General features: G+C 68.1%; 22 protein-coding genes. 9 read left to right on the plus strand and 13 right to left on the minus strand.

Going from position 1 to position 23,204, the window contains the following annotated elements:
• Positions 1-230 precede the first annotated feature (230 nt).
• From ACYSMR_RS18440 to ACYSMR_RS18455, 4 genes are all read right to left on the minus strand, one after another.
• Positions 231-1,283 (minus strand): quercetin 2,3-dioxygenase, encoded by a 1,053-nt coding sequence (locus ACYSMR_RS18440; RefSeq protein WP_461748092.1) that lies wholly within the window; start codon positions 1,281-1,283, stop codon positions 231-233.
• Positions 1,280-2,263 carry an alpha/beta hydrolase fold domain-containing protein gene (locus ACYSMR_RS18445; protein WP_461748093.1) on the minus strand — a complete coding sequence of 328 codons (984 nt, stop codon included), beginning with the start codon at positions 2,261-2,263 and terminating at the stop codon, positions 1,280-1,282. The genes ACYSMR_RS18440 and ACYSMR_RS18445 overlap by 4 nt, the downstream gene beginning before the upstream one ends.
• Positions 2,264-2,338: 75 nt before the next feature.
• Entirely contained in the window at positions 2,339-2,926 is a 588-nt protein-coding gene (locus ACYSMR_RS18450) for a LysR family substrate-binding domain-containing protein (RefSeq protein ID WP_461748094.1), read from the minus strand.
• Positions 2,927-2,947: 21 nt separating this feature from the next.
• Entirely contained in the window at positions 2,948-3,217 is a 270-nt protein-coding gene (locus tag ACYSMR_RS18455; protein WP_461748095.1) for a LysR family transcriptional regulator, read from the minus strand.
• Between the two features lie 188 nt (positions 3,218-3,405).
• Here ACYSMR_RS18455 and ACYSMR_RS18460 point away from each other — a divergent pair, with 188 nt between their 5' ends.
• Entirely contained in the window at positions 3,406-3,633 is a 228-nt protein-coding gene (locus tag ACYSMR_RS18460; protein ID WP_461748096.1) for a hypothetical protein, read from the plus strand.
• A gap of 11 nt (positions 3,634-3,644) precedes the next feature.
• Here the strand turns inward: ACYSMR_RS18460 and ACYSMR_RS18465 are convergent, their stop codons facing one another.
• Complete coding sequence (locus tag ACYSMR_RS18465) at positions 3,645-4,694, minus strand: tyrosine-type recombinase/integrase (protein WP_461748097.1); 1,050 nt, start codon at positions 4,692-4,694, stop codon at positions 3,645-3,647.
• Between the two features lie 430 nt (positions 4,695-5,124).
• The gene (locus ACYSMR_RS18470; protein ID WP_461748098.1) at positions 5,125-5,328 is read right to left on the minus strand and encodes a hypothetical protein; all 204 of its coding nucleotides are present in this window, start codon (positions 5,326-5,328) and stop codon (positions 5,125-5,127) included.
• Between the two features lie 191 nt (positions 5,329-5,519).
• On the opposite strand from ACYSMR_RS18470, the gene ACYSMR_RS18475 reads away from it, so the two are divergent.
• Positions 5,520-5,804 carry a hypothetical protein gene (locus ACYSMR_RS18475; RefSeq protein WP_461748099.1) on the plus strand — a complete coding sequence of 95 codons (285 nt, stop codon included), beginning with the start codon at positions 5,520-5,522 and terminating at the stop codon, positions 5,802-5,804.
• Positions 5,785-6,267 carry a hypothetical protein gene (locus tag ACYSMR_RS18480; protein ID WP_461748100.1) on the plus strand — a complete coding sequence of 161 codons (483 nt, stop codon included), beginning with the start codon at positions 5,785-5,787 and terminating at the stop codon, positions 6,265-6,267. The genes ACYSMR_RS18475 and ACYSMR_RS18480 overlap by 20 nt, the downstream gene beginning before the upstream one ends.
• A 131-nt stretch (positions 6,268-6,398) precedes the next feature.
• Here ACYSMR_RS18480 and ACYSMR_RS18485 read toward each other — a convergent pair whose 3' ends face one another.
• From ACYSMR_RS18485 to mobC, 3 genes are read right to left on the minus strand one after another with little or no spacing between them, the layout of a single operon-like run.
• Positions 6,399-6,593 carry a hypothetical protein gene (locus tag ACYSMR_RS18485; protein ID WP_461748101.1) on the minus strand — a complete coding sequence of 65 codons (195 nt, stop codon included), beginning with the start codon at positions 6,591-6,593 and terminating at the stop codon, positions 6,399-6,401.
• A 21-nt stretch (positions 6,594-6,614) separates the two neighbouring features.
• Positions 6,615-8,132, minus strand: a complete 1,518-nt coding sequence (locus ACYSMR_RS18490) for a relaxase/mobilization nuclease domain-containing protein (RefSeq protein WP_461748102.1) — start codon at positions 8,130-8,132, stop codon at positions 6,615-6,617.
• The gene (gene mobC / locus ACYSMR_RS18495; protein ID WP_461748103.1) at positions 8,129-8,515 is read right to left on the minus strand and encodes a plasmid mobilization relaxosome protein MobC; all 387 of its coding nucleotides are present in this window, start codon (positions 8,513-8,515) and stop codon (positions 8,129-8,131) included. Before mobC ends, ACYSMR_RS18490 begins: the two co-directional genes overlap by 4 nt.
• A 217-nt stretch (positions 8,516-8,732) precedes the next feature.
• Here mobC and ACYSMR_RS18500 point away from each other — a divergent pair, with 217 nt between their 5' ends.
• Positions 8,733-9,065, plus strand: a complete 333-nt coding sequence (locus ACYSMR_RS18500) for a hypothetical protein (RefSeq protein ID WP_461748104.1) — start codon at positions 8,733-8,735, stop codon at positions 9,063-9,065.
• Positions 9,062-9,733, plus strand: a complete 672-nt coding sequence (locus ACYSMR_RS18505; RefSeq protein WP_461748105.1) for a hypothetical protein — start codon at positions 9,062-9,064, stop codon at positions 9,731-9,733. Before ACYSMR_RS18500 ends, ACYSMR_RS18505 begins: the two co-directional genes overlap by 4 nt.
• A 302-nt stretch (positions 9,734-10,035) precedes the next feature.
• On the opposite strand, the gene ACYSMR_RS18510 is transcribed toward ACYSMR_RS18505, so the two are convergent.
• Together ACYSMR_RS18510 and ACYSMR_RS18515 are read right to left on the minus strand one after the other, a co-directional pair.
• Positions 10,036-15,021, minus strand: a complete 4,986-nt coding sequence (locus ACYSMR_RS18510; RefSeq protein WP_461748106.1) for a helicase-related protein — start codon at positions 15,019-15,021, stop codon at positions 10,036-10,038.
• Between the two features lie 107 nt (positions 15,022-15,128).
• Complete coding sequence (locus tag ACYSMR_RS18515; protein ID WP_461748107.1) at positions 15,129-15,518, minus strand: TnpV protein; 390 nt, start codon at positions 15,516-15,518, stop codon at positions 15,129-15,131.
• A gap of 453 nt (positions 15,519-15,971) precedes the next feature.
• Here ACYSMR_RS18515 and ACYSMR_RS18520 point away from each other — a divergent pair, with 453 nt between their 5' ends.
• Positions 15,972-16,850 carry a YDG/SRA domain-containing protein gene (locus ACYSMR_RS18520; protein ID WP_461748108.1) on the plus strand — a complete coding sequence of 293 codons (879 nt, stop codon included), beginning with the start codon at positions 15,972-15,974 and terminating at the stop codon, positions 16,848-16,850.
• A gap of 163 nt (positions 16,851-17,013) precedes the next feature.
• Here the strand turns inward: ACYSMR_RS18520 and ACYSMR_RS18525 are convergent, their stop codons facing one another.
• Positions 17,014-17,427, minus strand: a complete 414-nt coding sequence (locus tag ACYSMR_RS18525; RefSeq protein ID WP_461748109.1) for a hypothetical protein — start codon at positions 17,425-17,427, stop codon at positions 17,014-17,016.
• 902 nt (positions 17,428-18,329) lie between these two features.
• Complete coding sequence (locus ACYSMR_RS18530; protein ID WP_461748110.1) at positions 18,330-19,868, minus strand: IclR family transcriptional regulator; 1,539 nt, start codon at positions 19,866-19,868, stop codon at positions 18,330-18,332.
• Between the two features lie 204 nt (positions 19,869-20,072).
• Here ACYSMR_RS18530 and ACYSMR_RS18535 point away from each other — a divergent pair, with 204 nt between their 5' ends.
• Genes ACYSMR_RS18535 through ACYSMR_RS18545 form a run of 3 tightly spaced genes read left to right on the plus strand, consistent with a single transcriptional unit; the run spans position 20,073 to position 23,086 of the window.
• On the plus strand, positions 20,073-21,398 hold the full coding sequence (locus ACYSMR_RS18535) for an MFS transporter (protein WP_461748111.1): 1,326 nt from the start codon (positions 20,073-20,075) through the stop codon (positions 21,396-21,398).
• A 31-nt stretch (positions 21,399-21,429) separates the two neighbouring features.
• Positions 21,430-22,416, plus strand: a complete 987-nt coding sequence (locus ACYSMR_RS18540; protein ID WP_461748112.1) for a hydroxyacid dehydrogenase — start codon at positions 21,430-21,432, stop codon at positions 22,414-22,416.
• A 31-nt stretch (positions 22,417-22,447) separates the two neighbouring features.
• On the plus strand, positions 22,448-23,086 hold the full coding sequence (locus ACYSMR_RS18545; RefSeq protein WP_461748113.1) for an RraA family protein: 639 nt from the start codon (positions 22,448-22,450) through the stop codon (positions 23,084-23,086).
• Positions 23,087-23,204: the final 118 nt, after the last annotated feature.

The following is a 23,204-nucleotide window of genomic DNA, read 5'->3' on the forward strand; positions in this document are numbered from 1 at the left end:
GGCGCCACCCTGGATTCAGGCCTGCCGCCTGTGCCAGTTGACGACGACTCTTGGACCATGGGATGAGACATCCCCTGTCCTGCTCGGCAGGACAGGGGATGTGGAAGCGCGATGACGCCGTTGGTGTGAACCATAAAGCCCCCACCCCGTCGCCGTCGTGAGCGTCGCCAGGGCGGCCGGTAAGGAAGTCACGGGCCAGGGCGGCCGGTGGAGGATCCCGTTGCTGCGGCTTACAGGTCCGCCGCCCGAGTGCGTCGGGGCGGGCCGCCCACCACGACGACGTCGAGGTCGGGGTTGGCCTGCATGCCGCCCATGACGATCGAGGGGTCGATCAGGCCCTCGGTGTGGACGAGGTCGTCGGTGGCCACGCCGGTGACGTCGAAGAACGGCTCGAAGATGTCGGAGGTGAGCAGCCCCAGCATCCGGGTGTTGTGGGCGGCGATCGCGAAGCTGTGCACGGTCCCGGCCGGGGCGTGCAGGAAGTCCCCGGGGGTCAGCAGCAGCTCCTGGCCGTTGACCCAGATCCAGATCCGCCCGGACAGGCACAGGAAGTTCTCCGTGTGCTGGCGGTGGAAGTGGCGGATGATGTAGGGCTGCGGGGCGGCGAGGGTGTCGACGGCGAAGTAGCGGCCGCCGGTGTTGCGGCCGCGGGCGGCGTAGGCGTTGACCGCGTCGGGCCACCCCAGGCGGTCCCCGGTGCGGGAGCGCAGGAAGTAGGCCTCCTCCCCTCCCGGCAGGGTCTCGTCCCACACGTCCTGGGCGGGGACCCGAGGCAGGTCGTGGACCAGGGCCCCGTGCGGCAGGAGCAGCTGTTCGGGGCCGGTGCCGGCAGCGGAATAGACGTGGCGCTCCACCGCCGCGTCCGAGCCGGTCAGGGCGTCCAGGGCCCCGGAGGGGGCGGAGAAGAACAGCATCCGCGTCATGTGGGAGAGCATCCGGTAGGCCACGGGGGTGCCGGCCGGGACGTGGACCGAGTCGCCGGAGACCAGGATGCGGGATTGGCCGGGCAGCCAGAACTGCACGCTGCCCTCGACCACGAACCAGGAGCGCTGGTGGTCTGGCAGGCTGTGAAACGGGGTCTGCGCGCCGCGTGGGCCCAGCACGTAGGCGGCGTCAAAGAGCCCGCCGGTGTCCGCGCCGCGGGCGATGACCGTCCACAGTTGTCCGTCGGTCTCGAAGCGCAGCCCCTCCCCGGAGGCGAGGTAGTAGGGCACGGGCTCGCCGGGCAGAGTGTTGATCACGGGGGCCAGCCCGTGCACGGTCTCCAGGTCGATGGCGGTCACGGGGTGTCTCCTGTCGTGGGGTGGGAAGCGTGGTCGGGGAAGAGGTGGTGGCGGAAGAAGGCCTCGACGTGGGCAAATCCGAAGCTCGTCGCCTCCTCCACTCCCGGGTCGGAGGAGGTGCGGTGGCGGGCGGGGGCAACACCCTCGGCGGCCAGCCGCCCGTCGTCCATCACCCGGGCCAGCTTCACGTCGAGGCGCCCGGCCGGGTTGAGGAACCCGTGCTTGTAGCCCTCGAGCAGGTAGAGCTCGCTGGCCGTGCCGGCGGCGAGCAAGGCCTCGTGCAGCCGTTCGCTCTGCCGGTACGACACGAGCACGTCGGCGGTGCCGTGGGAGATCTGGAACGGCGGGGCCGCCGAGCTCACCCAGGACAGCGGACTGGCCCGCCGGGTAGCCTCGGCGTTCTGGGCCGGGTGGCCGCCGATCAGCCGGGCCTCCGGGGAGTTCGCCCCGTCCATCCCGGGGATCGTGGCCTCAGCCTCGGCGACCACGGCGGCCAGGTCCACGGGGCCGTAGGACTCCGCGACCGCCTGCACGGAGGCGTCGCCCTCGTCCTCCTCGCCCGGCAACCGCGCCAGGTGCCCGGTGAGCCCAGCCAGGGCCGCCAGGTGCCCGCCGGCCGAGGCGCCCCACACCCCGACCGCCCGCGGGTCCAGGCCGAACGGTTCGGCGGAGGCGCGCAGGAAGCGGATCGCGGCGCGGACGTCGTGCAGTTGGGCCGGGAACAGCGCCTGTCCCGAGAGCCGGTACTCGATGCTCGCCACGGCGCACCCGGTGGCGGCCGCGTGGCGGGCGAGGCCCGGGGCCAGTGTCCGATCCCCGGTGAACCACCCGCCCCCGTGCAGCCACAGGATCACCGGCACGGGGCCCGCGACGTCCGGACGGTAGAGGTCCAAGAGCAGGTCGCCGGTGGGCCGCCGAGCGAAGACGACGCCGGGGTCGAGCCGCACGGTCCCGCGGGAGGGAGAAGCATCGGGGAGCATGCCCTCCATCCTGGGCGGATCCTGCGGGGAGAACCAGCGCGTTATGCCGAACGAGCGTTCGGCGCCCCCGAACGATCAGGGGCGGGAGTGCGAGACCCGCACGGCCCGACGGGCGAACTCCTCCAGCGCCGAAGGTCCCCGCCCGGGCCGCAGGCACAGGTAGGTGGTGGCCGTAGGGGCGTCGATGACGGGGACGAAGCGCAGGCCCTCACGGGCGTAGGTCTCAGGGGCGGAAGTACCGGCGATATTGATCCCCAGCCCGGCCCCGACCAGCTCCAGAACCTCCTCAAACCCACGGGCCACCGACAGCACCTTGGGCACGGCCCCCTCCGGGGCGGCCACTGCGGACAGCCACCGGGACGAAGCGGTCTCGTCCTGCACATCCACGAACGTCTCATCGGCCAGCTCGGCCAGGGCCACCGACTCGCGGCCGGCGAGACGGTGGCGCTCGGACAGGACCGCCACGCAGCCCTCCTCCCACAGCGGCAGCGCCTCCACGCCCTCGGCCGCACCGATCTCGGCGACGAAGGCGCAGTCCACCTCGTCCCGGGTCAGGGCCTCGTAGCATCCCAGGAACCCCAGTTGCCGAATCTCCCACTGCACTTGCGGCATCTGCTGCGCCGCCACGGTCATGATCCGGCGGAATCCAGGGCTGGAGACCATCAGCCCCACCCGCAGCACTGCTCAGGCTCTGGGGCCTGTGGCCCACGCCAGGACGGTGTCCATGGCCGCCACCGCCTCTTGCGCCAGCGGCAGCAACAGCCGGCCGGCCTCGGTGAGTTCCACACGGCGCGACGAACGGCGGAACAGGGACCGGGACAGCCGCCGCTCCAGCCCGGAGACCTGCTCGCTCAACGAGGACGGGCTCAGGTGCAAGCGCGCGGCGGCGCGGCCGAAGTGCAGCTCCTCCGCCACAGCCAGGAAGCACCGCAGGTGGTGCACGGTGAGGTCCATGTCTTTGTCCGATCGTCACACTGGAGTCGCCGTCACTATCTCACCCTGCCGACGCGCTGGGGTCGTACGGTGCCACCCCGGCGGCCTGCTAGGTTTCCGCCACATCCTCCTCCAGCCGTGTCGCCCGTCGTCCACGGGCCGGCACCCCATGACCGCACCCCCGACGGCCCATCAGGTGGCGCCAAGCCGTGGTGACGTTCGCCTGCGTCTACCCCACCATCCTGCTGCTGTCCGCGGTCGTGCCGCGCCTCAGCGCCGGATGGCCGCAACCATTGAGTACCGCTCTCATAGCGATGCTGCTGGTGGCCGCACTCACCTGGGTGCTGCTGCCCTTAAGCGGCAAACTCCTCGGGCGCTGGATCACCGCAAGCCCTCGCCCACCCCGACAAGAGGGGCCGAGCGTGGGCGGGGCCTGACACGTCCCCACCTAGGAAGCGACGGGGGTCAGGGGATGGGCGTTGACCGCCACGGACAGCTCCCCGGGCAGCTCATCGAGGTACTGGGAGGTGGTCGTCACCGTGGCGTGGCCCAGCAGCTGGGCGACGACCTTCACATCCCAGCCCTCGGCGAGCATCAGAGTCGCGGCGGTGTGGCGCAACCCGTGCGGGACCACCGCCCTCGCGCGGGCCGGATCCGCCGTCCGGGTGCGCTTCACGGCGCGCTCCAGCAACCGCTCGATGTCGCGCACCGCCAGGCGCTTACCCGTAGGGGAGAGCAGCAGGGCCGGCGGAGCGCCCGCGCCCAGCCGCCCCCGGTAGGCGGCTATCAGCTGCGTCAGCCACGGCGGGAGAGGGACGGTGCGCCAAGTGCGGCCCTTGCCGTAGATCTGCAGCGACGCCGGGGTGCTGGGAGTGGCGCGGGTGAAGTGGTCGACGTCCAGGGCGACGATCTCCCCGGCGCGCAAACCCAGCACTCCCATCAGCGCCAAGGCGATGGCATCCCGGTCGTGATGGGGGTTCGTGGCCGCGTCCCCGGGGCCGTGGGTGAGCAGGGCCTGGGCCTGCTCGAGGTCCAGGGCGGTGCGCTCCACCCGCAACCGTCCCTCCCCCTGGGGCTCCATCTCGGAAGCACGCATGGGGGAGACGGTCGCCCACGCCTGATCCACGCACCAGGTGAAAAACCCCGACAGGGACCGGCGCATCCGCAAGGTCGAGCCGGCCGCCTTGGCGTCGGCATCGGTGGCGGCCATCCGCCGCCGCGGGTCCTGCGCGGTCTCGCCGGGGGCGGGTGCGCGGCGGTGGTCGGCGGTGTTGGCGTAGGCCAGCAGCACCTCGTCGACGTGCACCCCGGTCACCGACTCGGTCGTGTGCGCCTCAGCGTCAGGGAGAAGTTCGAGGAAGCGGCGCAGGTCCGCGGTGTAGTTGCGCACGGTCGTCGGCGCCAGCCGCCGGATCAGCGCCTTCTGCCGACACAGCTCCAGATAGCGCTCCACGGCTTCGGACAGCGAGATCTCGGTCGGTGTCGGGGGCAGGGCCACGGGCAGCACTCCTTCGGACGAAGATGATCGCCACACCCGGGTCTCGTCGTGTTCGGCGTCTCGGGTGTCCCGCTCCGGACGAGCATTGCCGTCGGCGGGTGTCGACCACGGACGCCGACCGCAGGTGGGGCCACGGTAGCCCCGCCAGCACCCAGGGGAGGGGCATCTCGGTCAGGATGGCGTGTCGTATTATTACCCTACTACGACACGCAACCGGGGCCGGTGAGGGTGGACCCCTCTCGGCGGTCCTTTTGGAGCCTGTCTGCGCTTGGAGTGCGGCACTTTGGCCATGGCGCTCTGTGCATTGCACAGTGCAGCGCCCACGCCATCCTGTGCGCGGGATCAGCGTCGCGTGGACGGTTCGTGCTCTTAGCGACGGACCGGGGTGCCGGGGCTACCGTCCGGCACCGCAGGTGGCCGGTGCGCGGATTCAGTCGGCGGCGGGGTGACGGGCCAGGATGTCCTCGACCGCGGTCAGGCCCAAGCTCTGCACGTCCCAGCTGCCGGCGGCCTGGCGGCACTCCTGGGCGGCGGCCGTGACGTTGTACTCGGCTGGGCCTCGCAGCCGAGTGGAGCTTTCCAGGACGCGCAGGAGATAGGTCTCGGCCTCGGCGAGCTCTTGTGGCTTGTCCATGCGGTGTTCCTATCCCAGCGCTGCCCCCGCTGACAAGCCCTTGGGCGGGATGTGTGCAGGCATGGCAGTACTGGCTGAGGGGGATGATGGAGTGATCGCGTGTACCCCCTACACCCGCAGCCGATCATCGTCGAGGAGGACTACTCCATGAGGTCAGTGCAGGTCCCCTCGCCGGCTGGTGAGGAACGTCGATGCTGCGCGTGCTGATCCCCTACCCCGTGTTCTGGGTCCGGCTCTGGTACCGCTTCGGGCACGGGGTGGCGCACTGGTGCCTGCGCCTGGTCCCGATGCCGTCCCTGCTGCGTCACCAGCTGGCCGGGGCTTTGGCGCTGGTCCCGTACCTGTGGGTCGTGTGGGGCCTCACCGTCGCCTTCGACTTCACCTGGCGCGCCGAGGTGGTCGCCAGGCTGATCACCGCGGGCATGCTGCTGCTCGTGTACCGGGTGGAGGTGGCCCGTGCGGGCATCCGACATTGAGCGGTTCTACACCCACGTCCTCAAGGGGCCGGCGCAGGACTCGTGCTGGTTGTGGCTGGGGGCGATCAGCGACGACGGCTACGGCCGGTTCTGGATCGGTACCGCCGCCGGTCAGCGGGCCGTGGCCGCTCACCGCTTCGCCCTGGCCACTGTCCACGGTGGGCTGGAGGCGATTGAGGGGTCGATCGCGATGCACTGGTGCGACGTGCCGCTGTGCGTGCGGGCTTCTTTGGAGCCGTCCACGCACCTGCTGCTGGGCACTGCCTCGGAGAACATGGCCGACCGGGCGTTGAAGAAGCGGATGCCCTCCCCCAACGCGGTGAAGTGGCGGCGACTGTCGAGGGCCGAGCGCTCGGCCCGCTCCCGCCGACTGCGCGATGCGCTCAAGACCCACGGGTGGGACGAGGAGCTGGTGCGGGAGCTGGTGCACGGGATCGACCCGCAGCACCCCACGCTGTTCTAGGGACCCGGATGGGCGGGGCCCTTCATCGCTGTGGTGGGTGGGGTGAGCACCTCGAGGGGAAGTCATCCACGGACGGCCAGCCCGTAGTGGCCGGCGATATCCGCAGGCTTCGAAGGCGCCCAGAACCGGTCCTAATCCACGGAAGCGAGCTCAGTGCGCATCACCGCGCATTCGGCCTCAAACCGGTCCTCGAACTCGCGCCGGCGGTGCTGCTGTTCCATCAGCCGCTGGCGGACCTGCTCGGCGCGTCGGCGGGCCATCATCTCGCCCCAGCGGCCGGCCACGGCCATCGCCGCTTGAAGGTCCCGGGAGAGCAGGTCGTTCACGCCGTCAGGGGGTGCTCAGCGCTACAGCCCCATTCCGTGGTCGATGCTGGGGGCGCGGTCAATGTAAGGAGCGGGAACAACCTTGGGTCCCTGGGTCTCCCGTAGCGAGCCCCGGTGGCGGGTTGGGCCGGCATGGGGCGCGGTGCGCTGTGCGCGAGAGGTATCGACTTCCGGCAGAGGCTCGGCCACCACCGACAGGTGCTGCCGGAAGGCATCGTTGATCAGCTGGGTCTCACGCAGGTCCTTGTTGGCCTGGTGCATCTCGTAGAAGGCTTGGGTCATCCGCAGCATCTGATTCATGATGAGCGCCTGGGCCATCGGGGACGGGGCCCGCGTAGCCGCGAGCAGGAAGGCGGTGGTGCCGCTGGTGCGCAGCGGCGCCTCCAACGGGGCAGTGATCTTCAGCCCGGACCGGTGCGCGGAGCGGGCCAGCACCCGCGCGGTGCGCCCCAGCGGGCCTTGGCCGTCCTCAACGGCCTTCGACCACGCCGCGAACACCCCGGAAGCTTCCCGAGCCGCGTGGGCCCAGGTCTGGTGGTCGTCCGGGGCGATGGTGACCAGGCGCCGGCGGACCTCTTTCAGCTCCCCGGCCAACCGCCGGGCGGTCTCCTCATCCAGGACCGCGCCGGGGGCGTCGGGGTGGACGATGCGGCGGTGGCGCTTGGCCGCCATCCACTCCTCCGACGCCTCCTGCGTCGAGCCGGGGGTATCCGGCCACCGGGTCCGCAAGCTAGGGAGGGTGAGGTCTTGGGCGAGCTTGCCGCCACCGAACCACAGCGGCCGCATGCCCTTCGGGGGACGCTCTGCCACGGAGTATCCGGTGACTTTCGCGTCGGTGCCGGCGGCGAAGCGCGGGTGCACGAGCAGCTTCGCCCGACGCATCAACCGCACGAACTGCGCTTCCGATTCGGCCGCCACCGCGCACGCGCGCACGGTGCGCTCGAGTGCAAACCGGGCTGGCTCCCGCGTGCTCTCCCGCCGCACCTCGCCCTGCTGCAGCCAGCGTTCGGAGTGTTTGCCCAGCTGGATGAGCTGGAAGTCCTGCTCGATCCCCCGGGCGGCCTTCTGCGCGCGGGCGAAGTCGTTGCCATCGGCCCACTTCGTCCCATCCTCCCGGATCGTGGAGGCCATGATGTGGATATGGTCGTTGCCCTTTACCGACTTACCGTGGTGGATGGCCACCCACGGGCAGGGCGCCTTATTCCCGGCCTCGGTGAAGTCCATCTCGTCCATGAAGCGGGCGGCGATGTCGGCCCATTCCTGGTCGGTGACTTCACGGTCCTGGTAGGGGATCGACAGGGAGCAGTGCCAGATGTGCTTGGTGTCGGCGTCCACTCCGAAGGCGCGCCGGTTCAGGTCGATCTCGCGGGCAATGGACACCGCGGCGTCCTCATTGAGCTGCACATCGTCGTACCACGCCATGATGAGCGGCGAGCCGTTGATCAAGTGCGGGTCGGTGTGCTCGTTGGACCGGCCCGGGCCCACTAGGTACTTCATCAGCCCGACCGGCTTGTCACCCTTGGTGATGTTCGGGATCACGGGATCAACTCTTCGATCTTGGCCAGCACGTCCGCTCCAAAGCGACGAGCTTCCCGCAAAGTCTCGACCGTCTCAGGGAGCACCTCGCCGGTGCTGTTGGCGTGCCGGGCGATCTGGTTGACGTTGTTGGCGATCGTCGCCATCAAGTGCCGCATCTGGATCAGCTCCGCCAGCTGGTTCCGCCGTAGCTCCACTGCCACCGGATCCGCCGATCCGAACACCGCTTGGACCATCAGCGCCGACGGCGACAGTCCGGTCTGCTGCTCCAGCACCATCAACTGAGCACGCTCGGACTCCGACATCGACACCCGGACGTACTGGGTCTTGCCCTCGATCCGCTTACGTCTCGACGTCCACACTCGACGTGGATTCTCGCCCTCCACCACAGCACCTCCTCACCGTCCCGGCCCAGCGCAGCGCCCCCACCCTGGTGGGCCCCACACGATCAGTGTGCCACCGCAAAACCCCACGGGCTAGCGGTGCATCCGTTTTATGGCACATAAAACATAGCTTTCTCCGCTGGGGCACCATGGGTGTGGAGCGCAGGCGGAGCGCGCGTGGACACTGGATCGAATCGTGTGCTTCCGTTAATGTGGGGGCATGGCGAAGCTCACTGACCCCCAGCAGGCAGAAGCAACAGCCCAGCGGCTGCTCAACGACCGGATGGACTACATCCGCCGGGCCATTGCTACTCGCGGCGCCCTCGACGAAGCCCGCGAAGCCCTCAAGGAGGCAGAAAAGAACGACGCCCAAGCGTTCCAGGCCGCCGTCAACAACGGCGGCTGGACCGAGGACGAACTGCGCAAGATCGGCCTCGCCGCACCGGAGAAGGTACAACGCGTGCAACGCCGTAAGCGACGCCCTAGCGAGACTGCAGCGTCACTCGACTCAGTAACCGGCGACGTCGATGATGGAAGTAGTGATGAGGGGTGAGCGGTTGGGAGGCGATCGTTGATCCACAAAGTCCCGTGTGGATGATGTACGTCAATGAGATCAACCGACAGGCCCGCAGTTGCATGGCCGCATGCAACCGCGTCCTGGAATTGGGCGACGACTACCGTCACAACAGACACACCGGGCCGTCGGAACTGACAGAGCTGCGCGATCGAGTCGAGCAAGCCATCTCCGACGCTGCCAGCCTCCGGAATCTCATCTACGGTGGCTCCCTTCAGAAGAAGAAGCGCTACTTAGAAGCGTTCCACGATGACCGTGTTCGGTGGTTGCAGCGACTGTTAGGTGACCCGGAGCTACCAACAATTCGCAACGTCGACGCGCGTGACAGCATGGTGCACTTCGATGAACGTATGGACGAGTGGGCCTACGCTGCGGCCCATCGACCCGATGCAGAAGCAGGATGGATGGCCGCAATCGACTGGATCGTGAAGTCCCGGGACATCTGGGGTTCAGAAACTCCCACGGAACCCGTCCGGTGCTACATCGCAGATGAAATGGTATTCGTCATCCGCGATGTAGAGGTGCATATTCCGAAGCTCATGGCCGAAGCGAACACCGTCATTCAGCGGATACGCCGACAGGCAGCCGCGCACACCACAGTCATGAAAAGCGGCGGAATGGACCCTGCAATACTGCTACCCCTTTAGCAGTCACGGACACCAGTCGTCATTGCAAACCAGTGCATCCAGTAGCTGGCCCCGTGCCCACATGGGCACGGCAAAAGCTCTCTCGCTCCGCGGCTTTTCCCGCACCCATGATGGACAGCGGGGACCCCCACCGACCACCCGCCCACAGCCGGCAGGTGACCTCACGCACAACTGTTCCACTGCCGTAACCGCCGGCTGTGGACGGCTTCCTAACCCTGTGGTCACCTCACAAGAAACGGTGCCCGCTCCCCCCACCGGGGAGCGGGCACCGTTCGTCGTTGTAAGGCCAGTCGCGTGAGCGACTACAGCCCCAGGCCGTCCTCCTGGGGGCGTTGCTCGTAGCGCGCACGAGCTGTCTCTGGTGAGTGACCGACCGTGGAGCTTTCACGCCCGGGAGTGCCACGATCAGCTGTGGGAGCTCCGGGGAAGTTGATCCGCATCCGCTTCTTCAACGCCTCCAGCTCCGGATCCAGCGTCGGTTGCGGCGTCTCCTCTCCGCGCATGGCCCGGTCGATGCGTTGGACCTCCCACCGGGCAGCATCCAGTGCCTCCTGGTGCTTGAATGGCACGTCCAACGCCGCCCGGGCATCCTCGACTTCCTGGTGCGCGGCCGCCAACCGGGCCTCGCGTTTGGTGACTTCTTCAGGCAGGGCCCGCACCTGGTTCTCCAGCCGCTGGATCATCCCCACGGTCGGGTTCAGCGACGTGGCCCGGGTGACGTCCACGGCCACCCCGGGGGCATCGTCGATGCGCAGCTCCACCGGAGAGGCACCCAGGTCCGCCAAATTTCCCGGCCGCTGCACCACTCGGATGTCGTGGCCACCGATCCGCCCGGCGACCCCGAGGTCAACCTCTCCGGCACGGGGTGGGCGCGCGGTGGCGTGCACCCCGGCCCACCGCTGCCACGCCTCCGCCGCCTCGGTGCGCTTCTCATACGTGGTCCCGTCGATGGTCATCCGGAACTTCTCCCCACCGAGTTCATCGGTGGTCCGCTGCGCGGCCGCGCGGAGCACGGGGATCTCTTGCTCCAGGGCATTGGCGCGCGCCTGGGCGGCGTCTTTGCGGAACACTAGCGAGGACTGGTTGCGGTGCCAGGCCCGGTTCAACCGCTCCAGCCGCGCGAGCTCCTGATCGGCTTTCGACTTCTCCAGGATCAGCGGATTGCCGCTGGAGATCGCCTTCACCTCGGCGAAGGACAGCGTGTTGTCCCCGACGTCTTCGATCTCGCGCACGTCCAGGCGCCCGCGCATGATCTGGTCGATGAACTTCGACTTCCGCTCCAGCGTCTGCCACATGAAGGTGTCGAACGACCCCTTGGTGACCACCTGGGAGATCGCGACCTCCGGGTTCTGATTACCCTGGCGGATGATGCGCCCGTGCCGCTGGGCAACGTCGGCCGGGCGCCACGGGGCGTCCAGGTCCACCAGGTGCACCGCCCTCGCCTGAATGTTCGTGCCCACCCCCATCTTCTGGGTGGACCCGATCAGCACCGCCACCTCCCCGGTGCGCGCGGCGGAGAACAGCCGTCCCTTCTCCGCGTCGTTCTTCGCCTCGTGCATGAACCGGATCTTCTCCGCCGGCACCCCCCGCTCGACCAACTGCAGCTTCAGTTCGTCGTAGACGTTCCAGGTCTCCGCCGGGGTGCCCAGGTCACAGAATACGATCTGCAACGCACCCCTCGTGGGGTGCTCCTCCCCAGTGGAGGGATCCAGGAACACGTCGTTGCGGTGGTCCTCGTACACCTGCGCCATGAGGTCGGCGGCGGCACTGATCTTGGTCTCCGCCACCACCGAGCCCAGCTCCGGGTCGACCAGGCGCAGGTCCAAGGCGGCCTTGCGCCCGTCGGAGCTGATCTTGAGCATGTTGTCCTCGGTCGGGGGCACCAACCGCGCCTGGATCGCCTCGGCCCGCCGACCGATCTTCTCGATGTAGTCCTGCAGCTCCGCTGACGCCTCCACGGGGACCATGCGCGGCAGCCGCTTCCCGTCCTCCCGTTCGACAAGGTCCGGGGTGGGCAGGTGCAGGTCCTCGGCGGTTTTCACGTCGGCGAAGGTGTGGAACATCTTCAGCAGCTCGGGCACGTTCTGGAACTTGGCGAAGCGCTCCTTGAGCTTGAAGGTGTCCCCGCCGGCCACCGAGAGTTCCATCTCGGTCACCACCTGACCGAAGGTCGCCGCCCAGGTGTCGAAGTCGTGGATCCCGGCCCGCGCCAACAACTCCGGACCGAGATAGCGCTGCATCACGTACATCTCGGTGACCGAGTTGGCGATCGGTGTGGCCGTCGCCCCGGTGATCACCCGGTCCCCGTGCTTGGACCGCAAGTACTCAACCTTCATGTGCAGGTCGGTGGCGCGCTTGGACCCATCGATGGCCGCATCGGAGATGTTGGAGGCGGTGTCGAGGTTCTTGTACTCGTGCAGCTCATCGACCAGCAGGTAGTCGATGCCGGTCTGCTCGAAGGTGATCCCCGGATCGGTGGCCCGGTCGGCCTTCTCCTTGAGTTTCTCCTCCCGGGCCTGAAGGCGGGCTTCCATCCGCTTGATCGACATGGTGTCCGCCCCGCTGGCCGCGGCCCGTTGATTGGCGGCCTCCAGCTCATCGCGTTGGCGTGCCATCTCGGCCAGGTCGTAGGCGGCCTGGGACTGCTCGGAGAGCTCGATGCGCTCGAACGCGGTGCGGGTCATGATGATCCCGTCCCAGTCACTGGCCGCCGCCCTCGCGACGAACACCCGCCGCTTGTCCCCAGCCAGATCCTCCGAAGACGCCGCCAGGATCTGCGCCTGGGGGTAGAGCTGCAGCCACTCCCGGGTGAACTGCTCGAGCATGTGGTTGGGCACCACCACCACGGGTTTGCGGGCCATGCCCAGCCGGCGCAGCTCCATCGCCCCGATCACCATCTCGGCGGTTTTGCCCGCCCCCACCTCGTGGAAGAGCCCCACCGAGGGCTCCGAGAGCATCCGCGCCACCGCCGCCCGCTGGTGAAGCCGGGGGGTGAAGTTCTTCACCAACCCCGGAAACGTCAATCGCTCCCCCTCCACCGTGTAGTCGCGCAGCACAAGGGAGTTGAACCGCCGGTTGTACTCATCCACCAACCCGGCTGCACGGGCCGGGTCCTCCCACACCCACTCCCCGAACCGCTCTTGCATCAGGGACGCCTTCTCCTGGGCGGCGGTGGTCTCGGTGGCGTTGACCACCCGGCGATTGCCCTCCGGATCGGCCGGGTCGGGGTCGGTGACCTGCACCCGGCGCTGCTCCAGCAGCTTCTTGAAGATGTCCCCGGCCGCCATCCGCTCCGTGCCCCAGTCATTGCGGGCGGCGAAGACGTGGCGGGAGGCCCGCACGTCCCAGTTCGCCCCGCTGATCCGGTCCACCCGCGCAGACGGGTCCCTGATGATGTGGCGCAGGAACTGCTCGTGGATCTGAGGGGACACCCACACCGCCCCGATCCTCGCCTCGATCTCATCGGCCCCCAGCGGGGCCGGCAGCACCGCCTCCAGGGCCGTCACGTTGGCCTGGAACCGGGCATCGGCGGCCGCCGCGGCCCGAGCGGTGTCCAGTTTCTCCCGCACGTCCCCGGACAGGTACTCCGCGCGGGTCTCATAGACCCCGTCCTCCCCGGGCACCTCGTAAATCAGCTCCCCCAAGGTTTCGCGCGCGGACTCCTCGTCGGTGCCCAGCAGCCGGGCGATGTGGGGCAGGTCCACGGTGCCGACCGTGTCGAGGGTGACGGCCAGGGCCTCATCCGGGGTGTCGACCCCGAGCACGGGTCTGCGCGGTTGCACCTGCCGCTCCGAGAGCAGGCCGGCCGCTACAGCGGTGCCGGCGCCCTCGTCGAAGTGCTCCAGACCCAGCACCAGCGGCCCGAACGGGTCCCCGCGCAGCAGCCGCACCGCCGGCGCAGTGACCCGGGCCAAAATGTCCTCCCCGGCCTCGGTGGCGCGTCCGGTGCGCCGTTCGCTGAACCGGTTGATCGGCCCATACCGATCCACATACGCCTCGTAGCTGCCCGCCAACTGGGCCCTCATGGCGTCCAGCTCCGGGGTGTCCTCGACGTTGGCCGCCTCCAAGGTCAACACCGCCCGCGCCGCATCCCGCAGACCCAGCAGAGCCCGCAGCTCGCCCTCCTGGGTGCGGGGCACCTTCAGCGGGACGTGCACCCCCTCCACGGTGACCTGGGTGAAGCCCTCCGCCCCGCGGTCGGTGATGTGCCCGATCTGCTCCTGCTCACCAGCCGGCACCAGGGCCGCGACCTCGAGCTCCTGCTCACCACTACGCTCGGCCATGCCACGTCCGGCTGCCACGGCCTGCTCGGTGATCTCCGACAGCTGCTCGTGCAACCGGGCCCCGGTGGCCGCCAGGTCCTCGGAACGCACGGTCATCGTGGCGGAGCCGTACATGCCGGGCCCGATCACCGGCTTACCGAGCACCCGGGCGGGGTGGTCGATGAAGTAGGCGTTCATCCGCCCCTGCGCCCCGTCCAGCTCCACCGGGGCGGTCTCCACCCAGGACTGATCCAGCGGCTCCTCCCCGGGCAGGCGGCGGCGGAAGATCAGCACATCGGTCAGCGCCTCCGTGCCGGCAGCCCGGCGGTGGGCCCCGGTGGGCAGGCGCACCGCCCCGAGCAGATCGGCGGTCTGCGCCATCTCCCGGCGGGCCGCCGGGTTCTGCGCGTCCAGGGTGAACACGCTGGAGATCACCCCGACCACCCCACCAGGCCGGGTCAGGGCCAGAGACTTGAGGATGAAGTGGTTGTGCATCGAATGCCCGGCCGCGTTGTACCGGGGATCGTGCAGGGCATTCTTCGAGAAGGGGACGTTGCCCACCGCCGCATCGAAGACGCCACCGGGCATCCGGGTGTCGGCGAAGGACTCCGTACGGATGGTGGCCTGTGGGTAGATGGCCTGGGAGATCGCCGCGGTCACCGGGTCCAACTCCACCCCGGTCACCTGCGCCCCTTCCGGGGCCAGGCCGATGAAGGTGCCAGCACCAGAGCCGGGCTCCAGCACCCGCCCGCCCTCGAAACCCAGCCCGGTCAGGGCGCCCCAGACCTCGGCGGCGATCACCGGGTCGGTGTAGTGGGCGTTGATCACCGTGCGCCGGGCGGCCGCGAACTCGGCCTCATCCAGCAGCTCGCGCAGCTCGGCCCGCTCGGCCTCGTACTCAGTGCGAGACTCGTCGAAGACCTCCGCGACCCCACTGGCACCCCAGGACCCCCAGCGGGCCAGGGTCGCCCGCTCGGCCTCGGTCGCGGCCCGCTCCTCGGCCTGCAGGGTGCGCAGCACGCGCATGGCCGCCAGGTTGGCTCGGAACCTCGCCTGGGCGCCGGAAGGGGCCAGATCGTCCTGGCTGCGGGGGACGAAGCGCCCCGGGACCGCGGACTCTGAGAAAGCCGGGTCTATGCCTGTTCGGCGTCCAGTCGGCCCACCTCTTCCCAGTACTCCCGGTCCTCCCGGTTCAGCTGCTGCACGATCCGCAGCCTCCGCGCCACCCCGGACTCCTCCTCGTCCTCCTCCGGCTCCTGCTGTACCGATTGCTCCGGGGTCAGCATCTCCGCGCGCACGATCTCCTCGGCCTGCAGCTTCGACGCGTTCAACCGCCCCACCTTCTCCAGGTAGGTCTCCCCCACCGGATCCGGGCCGGCCAGCTCCATCATCAGCTCGCCCACCCGCTGTGCCGCCTCCTCCCCCAGCGCCTCGAACCACGCTTCCGGGTCCGGAATCAGGGCGTACTCCGCGGGCGCGGTCGTCCTCCACGTTTCCTGCGCGAACTTGCCGTACGTGTTCATCACGAACCTCCTCGGGTTCCGGGAAGAGAAAGGCATCAATGCTCAGCTGCCCCTCGACTTGCGTCCTCTTACGAGCTCGGACCATGGCGGGATCTCCTGATTGCGATCGGGAACCTCCCTCTCACGGTACCCAGCAGCGCCATGGCCATCTTCGAGAACACGCACCAGCCAACACCCATTATGTTGATATGTCAACATCCGCGGTGAACCGCTAGCCACTTTTCCACACCCACATAGGGACCTTTCTCGCCATGGAGGGCTAGAGGAATGCATCGGGGCTCATTACCGGCCGGCGAAGTTCATGACTGTCGCATGAGAAGTTATCCAGCGAATCTACGACGGCCTCATAGCAAATCGTGACCGGTGCCGCACCCGTGCAGATGCAACGCGTGGAGCCACCCAGGGGTTCCCTTAGGCTTCGTTTGAGTTGCGGCATACGACGAAGAGGGGCGCATGGAACGGCACTTTGGACACGTGGAGGGTCAACGTGTCGGACAGGTCTATGAGAACCGCGAGGCATTGTCCCGCCATCGGGTTCATGGGCCGCCACAGGGCGGCATATGGGGCACTCCAGCAGAAGGGGCCTCTTCCATAGTCCTTAATGGCGGATACCCCGACGACGCCGATCACGGCGACCTCATCATTTACACCGGTCACGGCGGGCAGAAGAACCGAAAGCAGGTCGCCGACCAGCGCCTCGACGACACCGGTAACGCCGCGTTAGTCCGCAGCGAACTCGATGGTCTGCCAGTACGCGTCATCCGCGGCTTCAAGGGTGATCCCCTCCGATCGCCAACGAGTGGGTACCGCTACGACGGTTTGTACCAAGTGATGGACCACTGGTCGACAATCGGCATAAGCAAGTTCATGGTGTGGCAGTTTCGCTTGGAAAAGATGGCGGAGGACGTGGACTTCACGGTCTCAGACACCGCGACGCCGCCACTGGGCAACCACACCCCTCGACGTCGAGCTACGACCATTCAACGAACGATTCGGACGACCGCTGTGTCCGAATGGGTGAAGCGACGCCACGAGCACACCTGCCAAGTGTGCGGACTAAGCCTCATTACGGCCAGCGGCAGCGGGTACGCCGAGGGCGCGCACATCCGTCCACTCGGACAACCTCACGGGGGGCCTGACGATGCCAGTAACATCCTCTGCCTGTGCCCGAATCATCACGTTCTGTTGGACAAGGGCGGCATCCTCATTGATGATGACCTCACCGTCCGCGATCAAGCCGGCGAGGCCATTGGCGCGTTGCGTACGGCGCGTGGGCATCGGATAGACATTCGGCAACTAAAGTATCATCGGAAAACCTGGGCTTCCGCCTAAATCGATTTAACAATTTTTGCCCTGCTGGGGCCTGTAGAAGGTTTGAATGTACATGGAGTAGCGGTAGCCATGCTCGCACCTTATCTATATGAATTTTTTTAAACCCAGCTCGGCATAGCGAGGGCCGGGGGGCATAATAGCCTCCGGACCCTCGCTTAGTAGTTTAAATATTCTTCACACGGTGAGGGTAGTGCTCGTGCACCTCAGCGATTAGCTCGTCGAGAACCCCCTTCATCTCGTCCGGCGTGGGCACGGAGGTCAATCTCCCGAGATACACCGCAAGATTCCAAAAGTCTCCGCCCACCTCGTCCTTGCCCTTATACTTAACGATAGCCGTGAGCATGACGCCGTAGTCATTGTAGCTTTCCTCCGAGATCTCGCCTAAGAGGGCACCGAGAGCACGCCGCTCGGCTGACTTGGAGAGATTGAAGCCCGGGAGGCCCGCCGCTTTGATTGCGTCGTTGACGGCCGAGTAGTACGTCTCACCCTTTCTTTCATTCACATCCTCGATAAAAGACCTGGCAACATCGCGGGTTCGCTCCCACAGTTCGTCCGGTCGTCCATATTTCACGGCCATGCTCCTATCAAATTGAACAGTACGGGTATCTGCAAAAAATGGGGTCGGTGAGAGTCAGGGGACTTTCCTGTCCAACTGGCGCTGGAGCCAATAAAGATAGAGGGGCGTATAGAACGGTTCTGCATCCTCGGAAACACCGGCGTACCGCTGGTAGCACTCAGTCCGTAGGATTGCAGCGAGGTGCTCACGCGCGTTCTCGTTGGTCGGCTCGCGGTGGACTTTTCGGTGCCATGTGCCGAAGCCGACCCCGCACATTCCGGTGTCCTTGTTCACAACCAAAGACGACAGTGCCGGCAGTTCGTGTTCCTGGCAGTAATCGAGGACCCTGTCCAGGACCTGGCCTGGCCATTGCCGTAGCGGCCTGTCAGTACGAAGCCTAGTGGCCTCAAACAAGTCGTGTGCGAAATCCTTATACGTGGCATAGCCTCCCGGAGTGGAGGCATACCCGATAAGGATCTCCGGTGCCGCGGCTGACCAGACACGCAGTGCCTCGTCAAGGGGAACGGCTTCGGCGGGATAAGAGTCGTACCAAATTGGCATCGTGGTGTCGCCTTCAAAGGAATGCTGCCTGATGAGACCACAGTACGAAAAAGGAACCACGTCCAGGTAGAGCTACTTCGGGGGGCAAAAGCAGCCGCCACTAGTAGCGTTACTAGCACTCACTAGGAGTGATACAGGCAAAGCTGAGGCATGATTCATGCATGAGGATCATTAGGGGTGGAACCCAGATCTAACGGGTCCAAGGTCGTGATGCCGCTTCGGCGCCTTTACCTATCGGCAGAACCCCCGCCCATCGCCCTGGCGTAGAGCCTCATGGTCGGGGTGCTGCGCTGAAGTCGTGGCGGGCGCCAGCGGTGATGGGTTAATCACTGCCGTGCTGCCAAGGTCGATGCTGCAGAGGGTCAGCTTGCGGGTGGTGGGGTGAGGGAGAGCAGCCGGGTGATGCGGTGGGCGGCGTCTTGGATGGTGTGGGCGAGGGTGTCGAGGTCGAGGTGGGGGACGCGGAAGCGGGCGACGGTGGCGGTGATCGATCCGGCAACGGTGCCGTCGATGAAGTAGGGGGCGCTGAGGCCGTAGGCGTCGGGGATGCGTTCGCCGTCGGCGGTGGCCCAGCCGCGGTGTCGGATGGCCTGCAGCTCCTCGGCCAGGGCCTGGCGGTCGGTGCAGGTGCGCTCGGTCAGCGGTGCCAGCTCGAGGTGCTCGAGGGTGCCAGGCGGGCAGTGGGCGAGGATGGCCTTGCCGGCCGCCCCGGCGTAGAGCGGGATGGTCACCCCGGAGGCCAGCCCGTAGTGCAGGGGCTGGACGCCGTTGATCACGGTGGTCATCTCCGCCTGGCCGGTGGCGGGGTCCAGTTGGGCCAGTCCGATGGTCTCCCCGGTGGTTTCGGCCAGCTCGGCCAGGATGTGGCGGGTCAGGGCGCCGATGTCGCGGGTGGGTCCCAGGCGGGCGGCCCAGTGCAGCAGGCGGGGGCCGGGGTGCAGGGTGGTGCCCTCGGTCAGGGCCAGCCCGGTGGTCGTGGCGGTGGTGACCAGGCGGTGGGTGGTGGCGATGTTGGCCCCGATCTTGCCTGCCAGGGGTTGCCCGGGGTGCAGCCCGGCGGGCTCGGCCACCAGGGCGGCCAGCAGGCGGGTCATCCGTTCCAGGGCCGTGCCCCCGGCCGGGTAGGCGGTCTTCGGGGGGAGGTTCGCCGGCACCGGAGGGGTGGAGCATTGCTGTTCGATGGCGCGGGCGGCGGCCTGGGCCATCGGCCCGAAGCGGGCCAGGTCCGCATCCTCGGTGAGATAGCGGGGCTTGGTGATCGAGATCGATCCGGTCAGGCCCAGGCAGGAGAAGGCCGCGGCGGCTCCGGCGGCCAGGGGGAATTGCTGGCCGATGCTGATGACGTAGCCGGTGCGGCGGTCCTGCTCGAGCAGGGCGGCCAGTGCGGTGCGGTCGGTGACGGTCTCTGCAGTGCGGGCCTCCAACTCCTCCAACCCCAGGGCGTCCAGGCCGATCCGGCCCAGGATGGCCCGCCCGGTCGCCCCGGCGTGCAGGGGCAGGATGGTGCCCGGCTCCAGGGAGTAGGCCACCGGTCCGGGGTGGCGCCGGCGGGCCACGACCACGGCCTGGGGGCGGGGGGCGTCGTGGACGGCCACGATCACGGTGGCCTCCGACTGCGCCGCCAACTCCTCGAGAACGTCCCCAGCACCGGCCAGCAGCGGGTGGCGTACGTTCAGGGCGGCGGCCAGGACCCGTAGCCGCGGGCCCACCCGGTAGGCCCCGCCGGAGGCGGGCAGGGCGAACTCCTGGTCGACCAGGCCCAGCAGGATGCGGTTGACGGTGCTGCGACTGGCCCCCAGCGCCTCGGCCAGCTCCCGCACCCCACTGGCCTGCTCACGGGTCACCAAGGCGTGGAGCACCTCCACGATCCGGTCATTGCTGGATGCTGTCGCCTCGTTCACCCCGGCCCTCCTCCTGTTTCTTACTCCCGCGCCGGTCCCGGCCCAGGGGTGCGCCCACCACGCTACCGCTCGGGCCCAGCGAGACAGCCCCGCTCTGTGTCGGCAGGTGCGCACCGGCAGAACTGTGGTGCTTGACACATGCTCGTGGCCCCGCTCACACTGTATCGACATTTCAGGACAGTGTCCCATTTTTTAGGAGTTGGAATGGCTCAGGCATCACAGCTGACCGCCCCCGCGGTGGATCCGCAGCGGCAGCGCAAGGCGAAGAAGGCGACGGGGGTCGCGGCCTTCGGCACCTTCATCGAGTACTACGACTTCAGCGTCTTCGGGTACGTGGCCGCCACCATCGCGGTGGTGTTCTTCCCCGGGGATGACCCGGTGGCGGGGCTGCTGAACACGTTCTTGATCTTCGGCACGGCGTTCATCGTCCGCCCGCTGGGGGCGATCTTCTTCGGCTGGATCGGGGACCGGAAGGGCCGCCGGGCCAGCCTGGTGGGCTCCATCCTCCTGATGAGTGCGGCGGCCGGTCTGATCGCGGCCCTGCCCACCTACGCCCAGATCGGGATCTGGGCCCCGATCCTGCTGGGGGTGCTGCGGATGCTGCAGGGCTTCTCCGCCGGCGGGGAGATCGGCGGGGCGGCCAGCTACATCCGCGAGTGGGCCCCGATCGAGCGGCGCAACCTTTACATCTCCTTCATCCCCAGCATCGCCGTGCTCGGCAAGGGATCTGCGGCCGGCCTGGCCGCCCTGGCCGCCACCCTGGTCCCGGCCGAGGCGATGGAGTCCTGGGGCTGGCGGATCCCGTTCATGATCGCCGTGCCGCTGGGCATCCTATGCCTGATCATGCGACTGAAGATCGAGGACAGCCCCGAGTTCACCGCCAATGCCGCCACCGCCACGAAGACCACCGGGTCCCCCTTCGGCCGGCTCATCGTCGAGCACCGCAAGCCGCTGACCAAGGTCTTCTTCATCTCCCTGGTGCAGAACATGGGCACCTACATCGGCACCGTCTACGTCGCCGTCTACTTCAGCACCGTGCTGGGCTACACCAAGGCCGAGGCCTCCTACATCGTGCTCATCGCCGTGGTGGCCGCCGCCTTCCTGATCCCTCTGGCCGGGCAGCTGGGCAACCGCATCGGCGCCAAGCGCGTGCTGGTCACCTCCTACCTCTTCTACATCGTGGCCACCATCCCCTCCTTCCTGCTCATGAACAACGGCTCGGTCGCCCTGGCCATGATCGGGCTGCTCATCGGGATGATCCCCTACGCCCTGTGCCAAGCCGGCACCTACGCGGCGATGCCGGAGTTCTTCCCCGTGGAGGTCCGCCACACCGGGGTCGCCTTCGGCCACAGCGTCGGAGCCGTGATCGGCGGGGCCGGAGGCCCCTACTTCGCCACCTGGATGATCGACGCCACCGGCGACACCCTGGTGCCCGCCTACATGCTCGTGGTCTTCGGGCTGCTGGGCCTGGCCGTGGTGCTCGGCGCGGTGCGCACCAACACCACCTCCACCTCCCACCTCTACCGCTGACCCGCGGCCGATCCCACTGCTGAGGAACCCCATGACGACCATCTACGTCTCCGACCCCATCCACCCCGACGTGCTGAGCGACCTGACCACCCTGGGACGAGTGCACCTGGGCTACGGTGAGACCGCCGTGGACTACACCGAGGTCAGCCACGAGGTCGAAGCGGTCCTGCTGCGCGCCGAACGCTTCGACGCCGCCAAGATCGCCGCCTCCCCGCGGCTGCGCATCATCGCCCGCCACGGAGTGGGCACCGACAACGTCGACATCGACGCCGCCACCACCGCCGGAATCTGGGTGAGCACCACCCCCGGCTCCAACAGCCGGGCCGTGGCCGAGCACGTCTTCGCCCTGCTGCTGTCCCTGGCCCGCCGCACCCCCTACGGGTCCGCCGGCACCGCCGCCGGAGCCTGGGCCGAGCTCAAACCGCAGATCAACGGCTTCGAACTCCACGGACGCACCCTGGGACTGCTGGGCTTCGGCAACATCGCCCGCATGGTCGCCACCATCGCGCACGGCTTCGGCATGGACGTGATCGCCCACGACCCCTACGTGGAGGACACCGCCATCACCGCCGCCGGCGCCCGGCCCGCCACCGCCGCAGCGGTCATCGCTAGTGCTGATGTGCTCAGCCTCCACCTGCCGCTCACCGACCGGACACGCCACCTCATCGACGGGCCCGCCCTGGCGTCGATGAAGCCCGGGGCGGTGCTGATCAACACCTCCCGCGGCGGACTGGTCGACGAGGCCGCCCTGGCCCAGGCCCTGACCGACGGACACCTGGCCGGAGCGGGGCTGGACGTGCTCGAGGGCGAGTCCGTGGACATGAAAAACCCGCAACCGCACTCCCGCATCGACGTGGCCCGAGTGCCGAACCTCATCGTCACCCCGCACGTGGCTGGGCAGACCGCCGAAGCCTTCCTGGCCGCCGGCACCCACGCCCTGGCTGCCATCCGTCAGGCGTTGGCCGGAGACCGCCCCGCCAACGCCGTCAATGACATCGCCACCCCGTCCTACAGCTGACCACCGCACCAGACCACCGGGAAGAACCACCATGATCATCACCGCAGCCACCGACAGCCTCCAGCTCACCCCGGACTGGGACCGCCCCGCCCCGGACCCCATCCAGGAACTGGCCCAGTTCCCGGTCGCCCTCATCGGCGACGCCCAGTCCCGGATGGGTCTCATGCACGCCGCGATCCGCCCGGTCACCCCAGGACTGCGCCTGTGCGGGACCGTGCTGCCCATCCAGACCCGTGAAGGCGACAACCTCGCCATCCACCGAGCCCTCGACGACGCCCGCCCCGGGGATGTGCTGGTCATTAACGCCAACAGCGACACCAACCGCGCTTGCTTCGGCGACATCCTCGGGGAACTGTGCATCGCCCGCGGTATCGCCGGAGTCGTCATCGACGGCGCCACCCGCGACGTCGCCGAGCTGCAGGCGATGGGCCTGCCCACCTTCGCCCGCGGCATCAGCCCGGCCGGACCCTTCAAGTACGGCCCCGGGACCATCGGCGCCCCTGTCGCCTGCGGCAACGTGGTCTGCTACCCCGGTGACGCCATCATCGGTGACACCGACGGCGTCGTCGTCGTGCCCCAGCACCTGATTACCGCCACCCTGGAAAAGACCCGTGCCCAGGAGCAAACCGAAGCCGGGCTGCGCGCCAAGATCCCCACTCTGACCCACTGATCCACCCCGTGCACCGACACTGCTGCGGACCGGTCCCGTCGATTGACGGAACCGGTCCGCAGCACCGCGCCAACTGCAACCCCACAGACCACCCCCACCCACCGCCAACGCCCCCGCC

It is taken from the genome of Kocuria sp. U4B, assembly GCF_054875615.1.

Coding starts and splice junctions, on each gene's coding strand:
- ACYSMR_RS18470 (WP_461748098.1), bottom strand. CDS start 5,328: ATGGACAAGCCACAAGAGCTCGCCGAGGCCGAGACCTATCTCCTGCGC.
- ACYSMR_RS18510 (WP_461748106.1), bottom strand. CDS start 15,021: ATGCGCGTGCTGCGCACCCTGCAGGCCGAGGAGCGGGCCGCGACCGAG.
- ACYSMR_RS18520 (WP_461748108.1), top strand. CDS start 15,972: ATGGAACGGCACTTTGGACACGTGGAGGGTCAACGTGTCGGACAGGTC.
- ACYSMR_RS18455 (WP_461748095.1), bottom strand. CDS start 3,217: ATGGACCTCACCGTGCACCACCTGCGGTGCTTCCTGGCTGTGGCGGAG.
- ACYSMR_RS18540 (WP_461748112.1), top strand. CDS start 21,430: ATGACGACCATCTACGTCTCCGACCCCATCCACCCCGACGTGCTGAGC.
- ACYSMR_RS18525 (WP_461748109.1), bottom strand. CDS start 17,427: ATGGCCGTGAAATATGGACGACCGGACGAACTGTGGGAGCGAACCCGC.
- ACYSMR_RS18445 (WP_461748093.1), bottom strand. CDS start 2,263: ATGCTCCCCGATGCTTCTCCCTCCCGCGGGACCGTGCGGCTCGACCCC.
- ACYSMR_RS18450 (WP_461748094.1), bottom strand. CDS start 2,926: ATGGTCTCCAGCCCTGGATTCCGCCGGATCATGACCGTGGCGGCGCAG.
- ACYSMR_RS18500 (WP_461748104.1), top strand. CDS start 8,733: ATGGCGAAGCTCACTGACCCCCAGCAGGCAGAAGCAACAGCCCAGCGG.
- ACYSMR_RS18545 (WP_461748113.1), top strand. CDS start 22,448: ATGATCATCACCGCAGCCACCGACAGCCTCCAGCTCACCCCGGACTGG.
- ACYSMR_RS18535 (WP_461748111.1), top strand. CDS start 20,073: ATGGCTCAGGCATCACAGCTGACCGCCCCCGCGGTGGATCCGCAGCGG.
- ACYSMR_RS18475 (WP_461748099.1), top strand. CDS start 5,520: ATGCTGCGCGTGCTGATCCCCTACCCCGTGTTCTGGGTCCGGCTCTGG.
- ACYSMR_RS18515 (WP_461748107.1), bottom strand. CDS start 15,518: ATGAACACGTACGGCAAGTTCGCGCAGGAAACGTGGAGGACGACCGCG.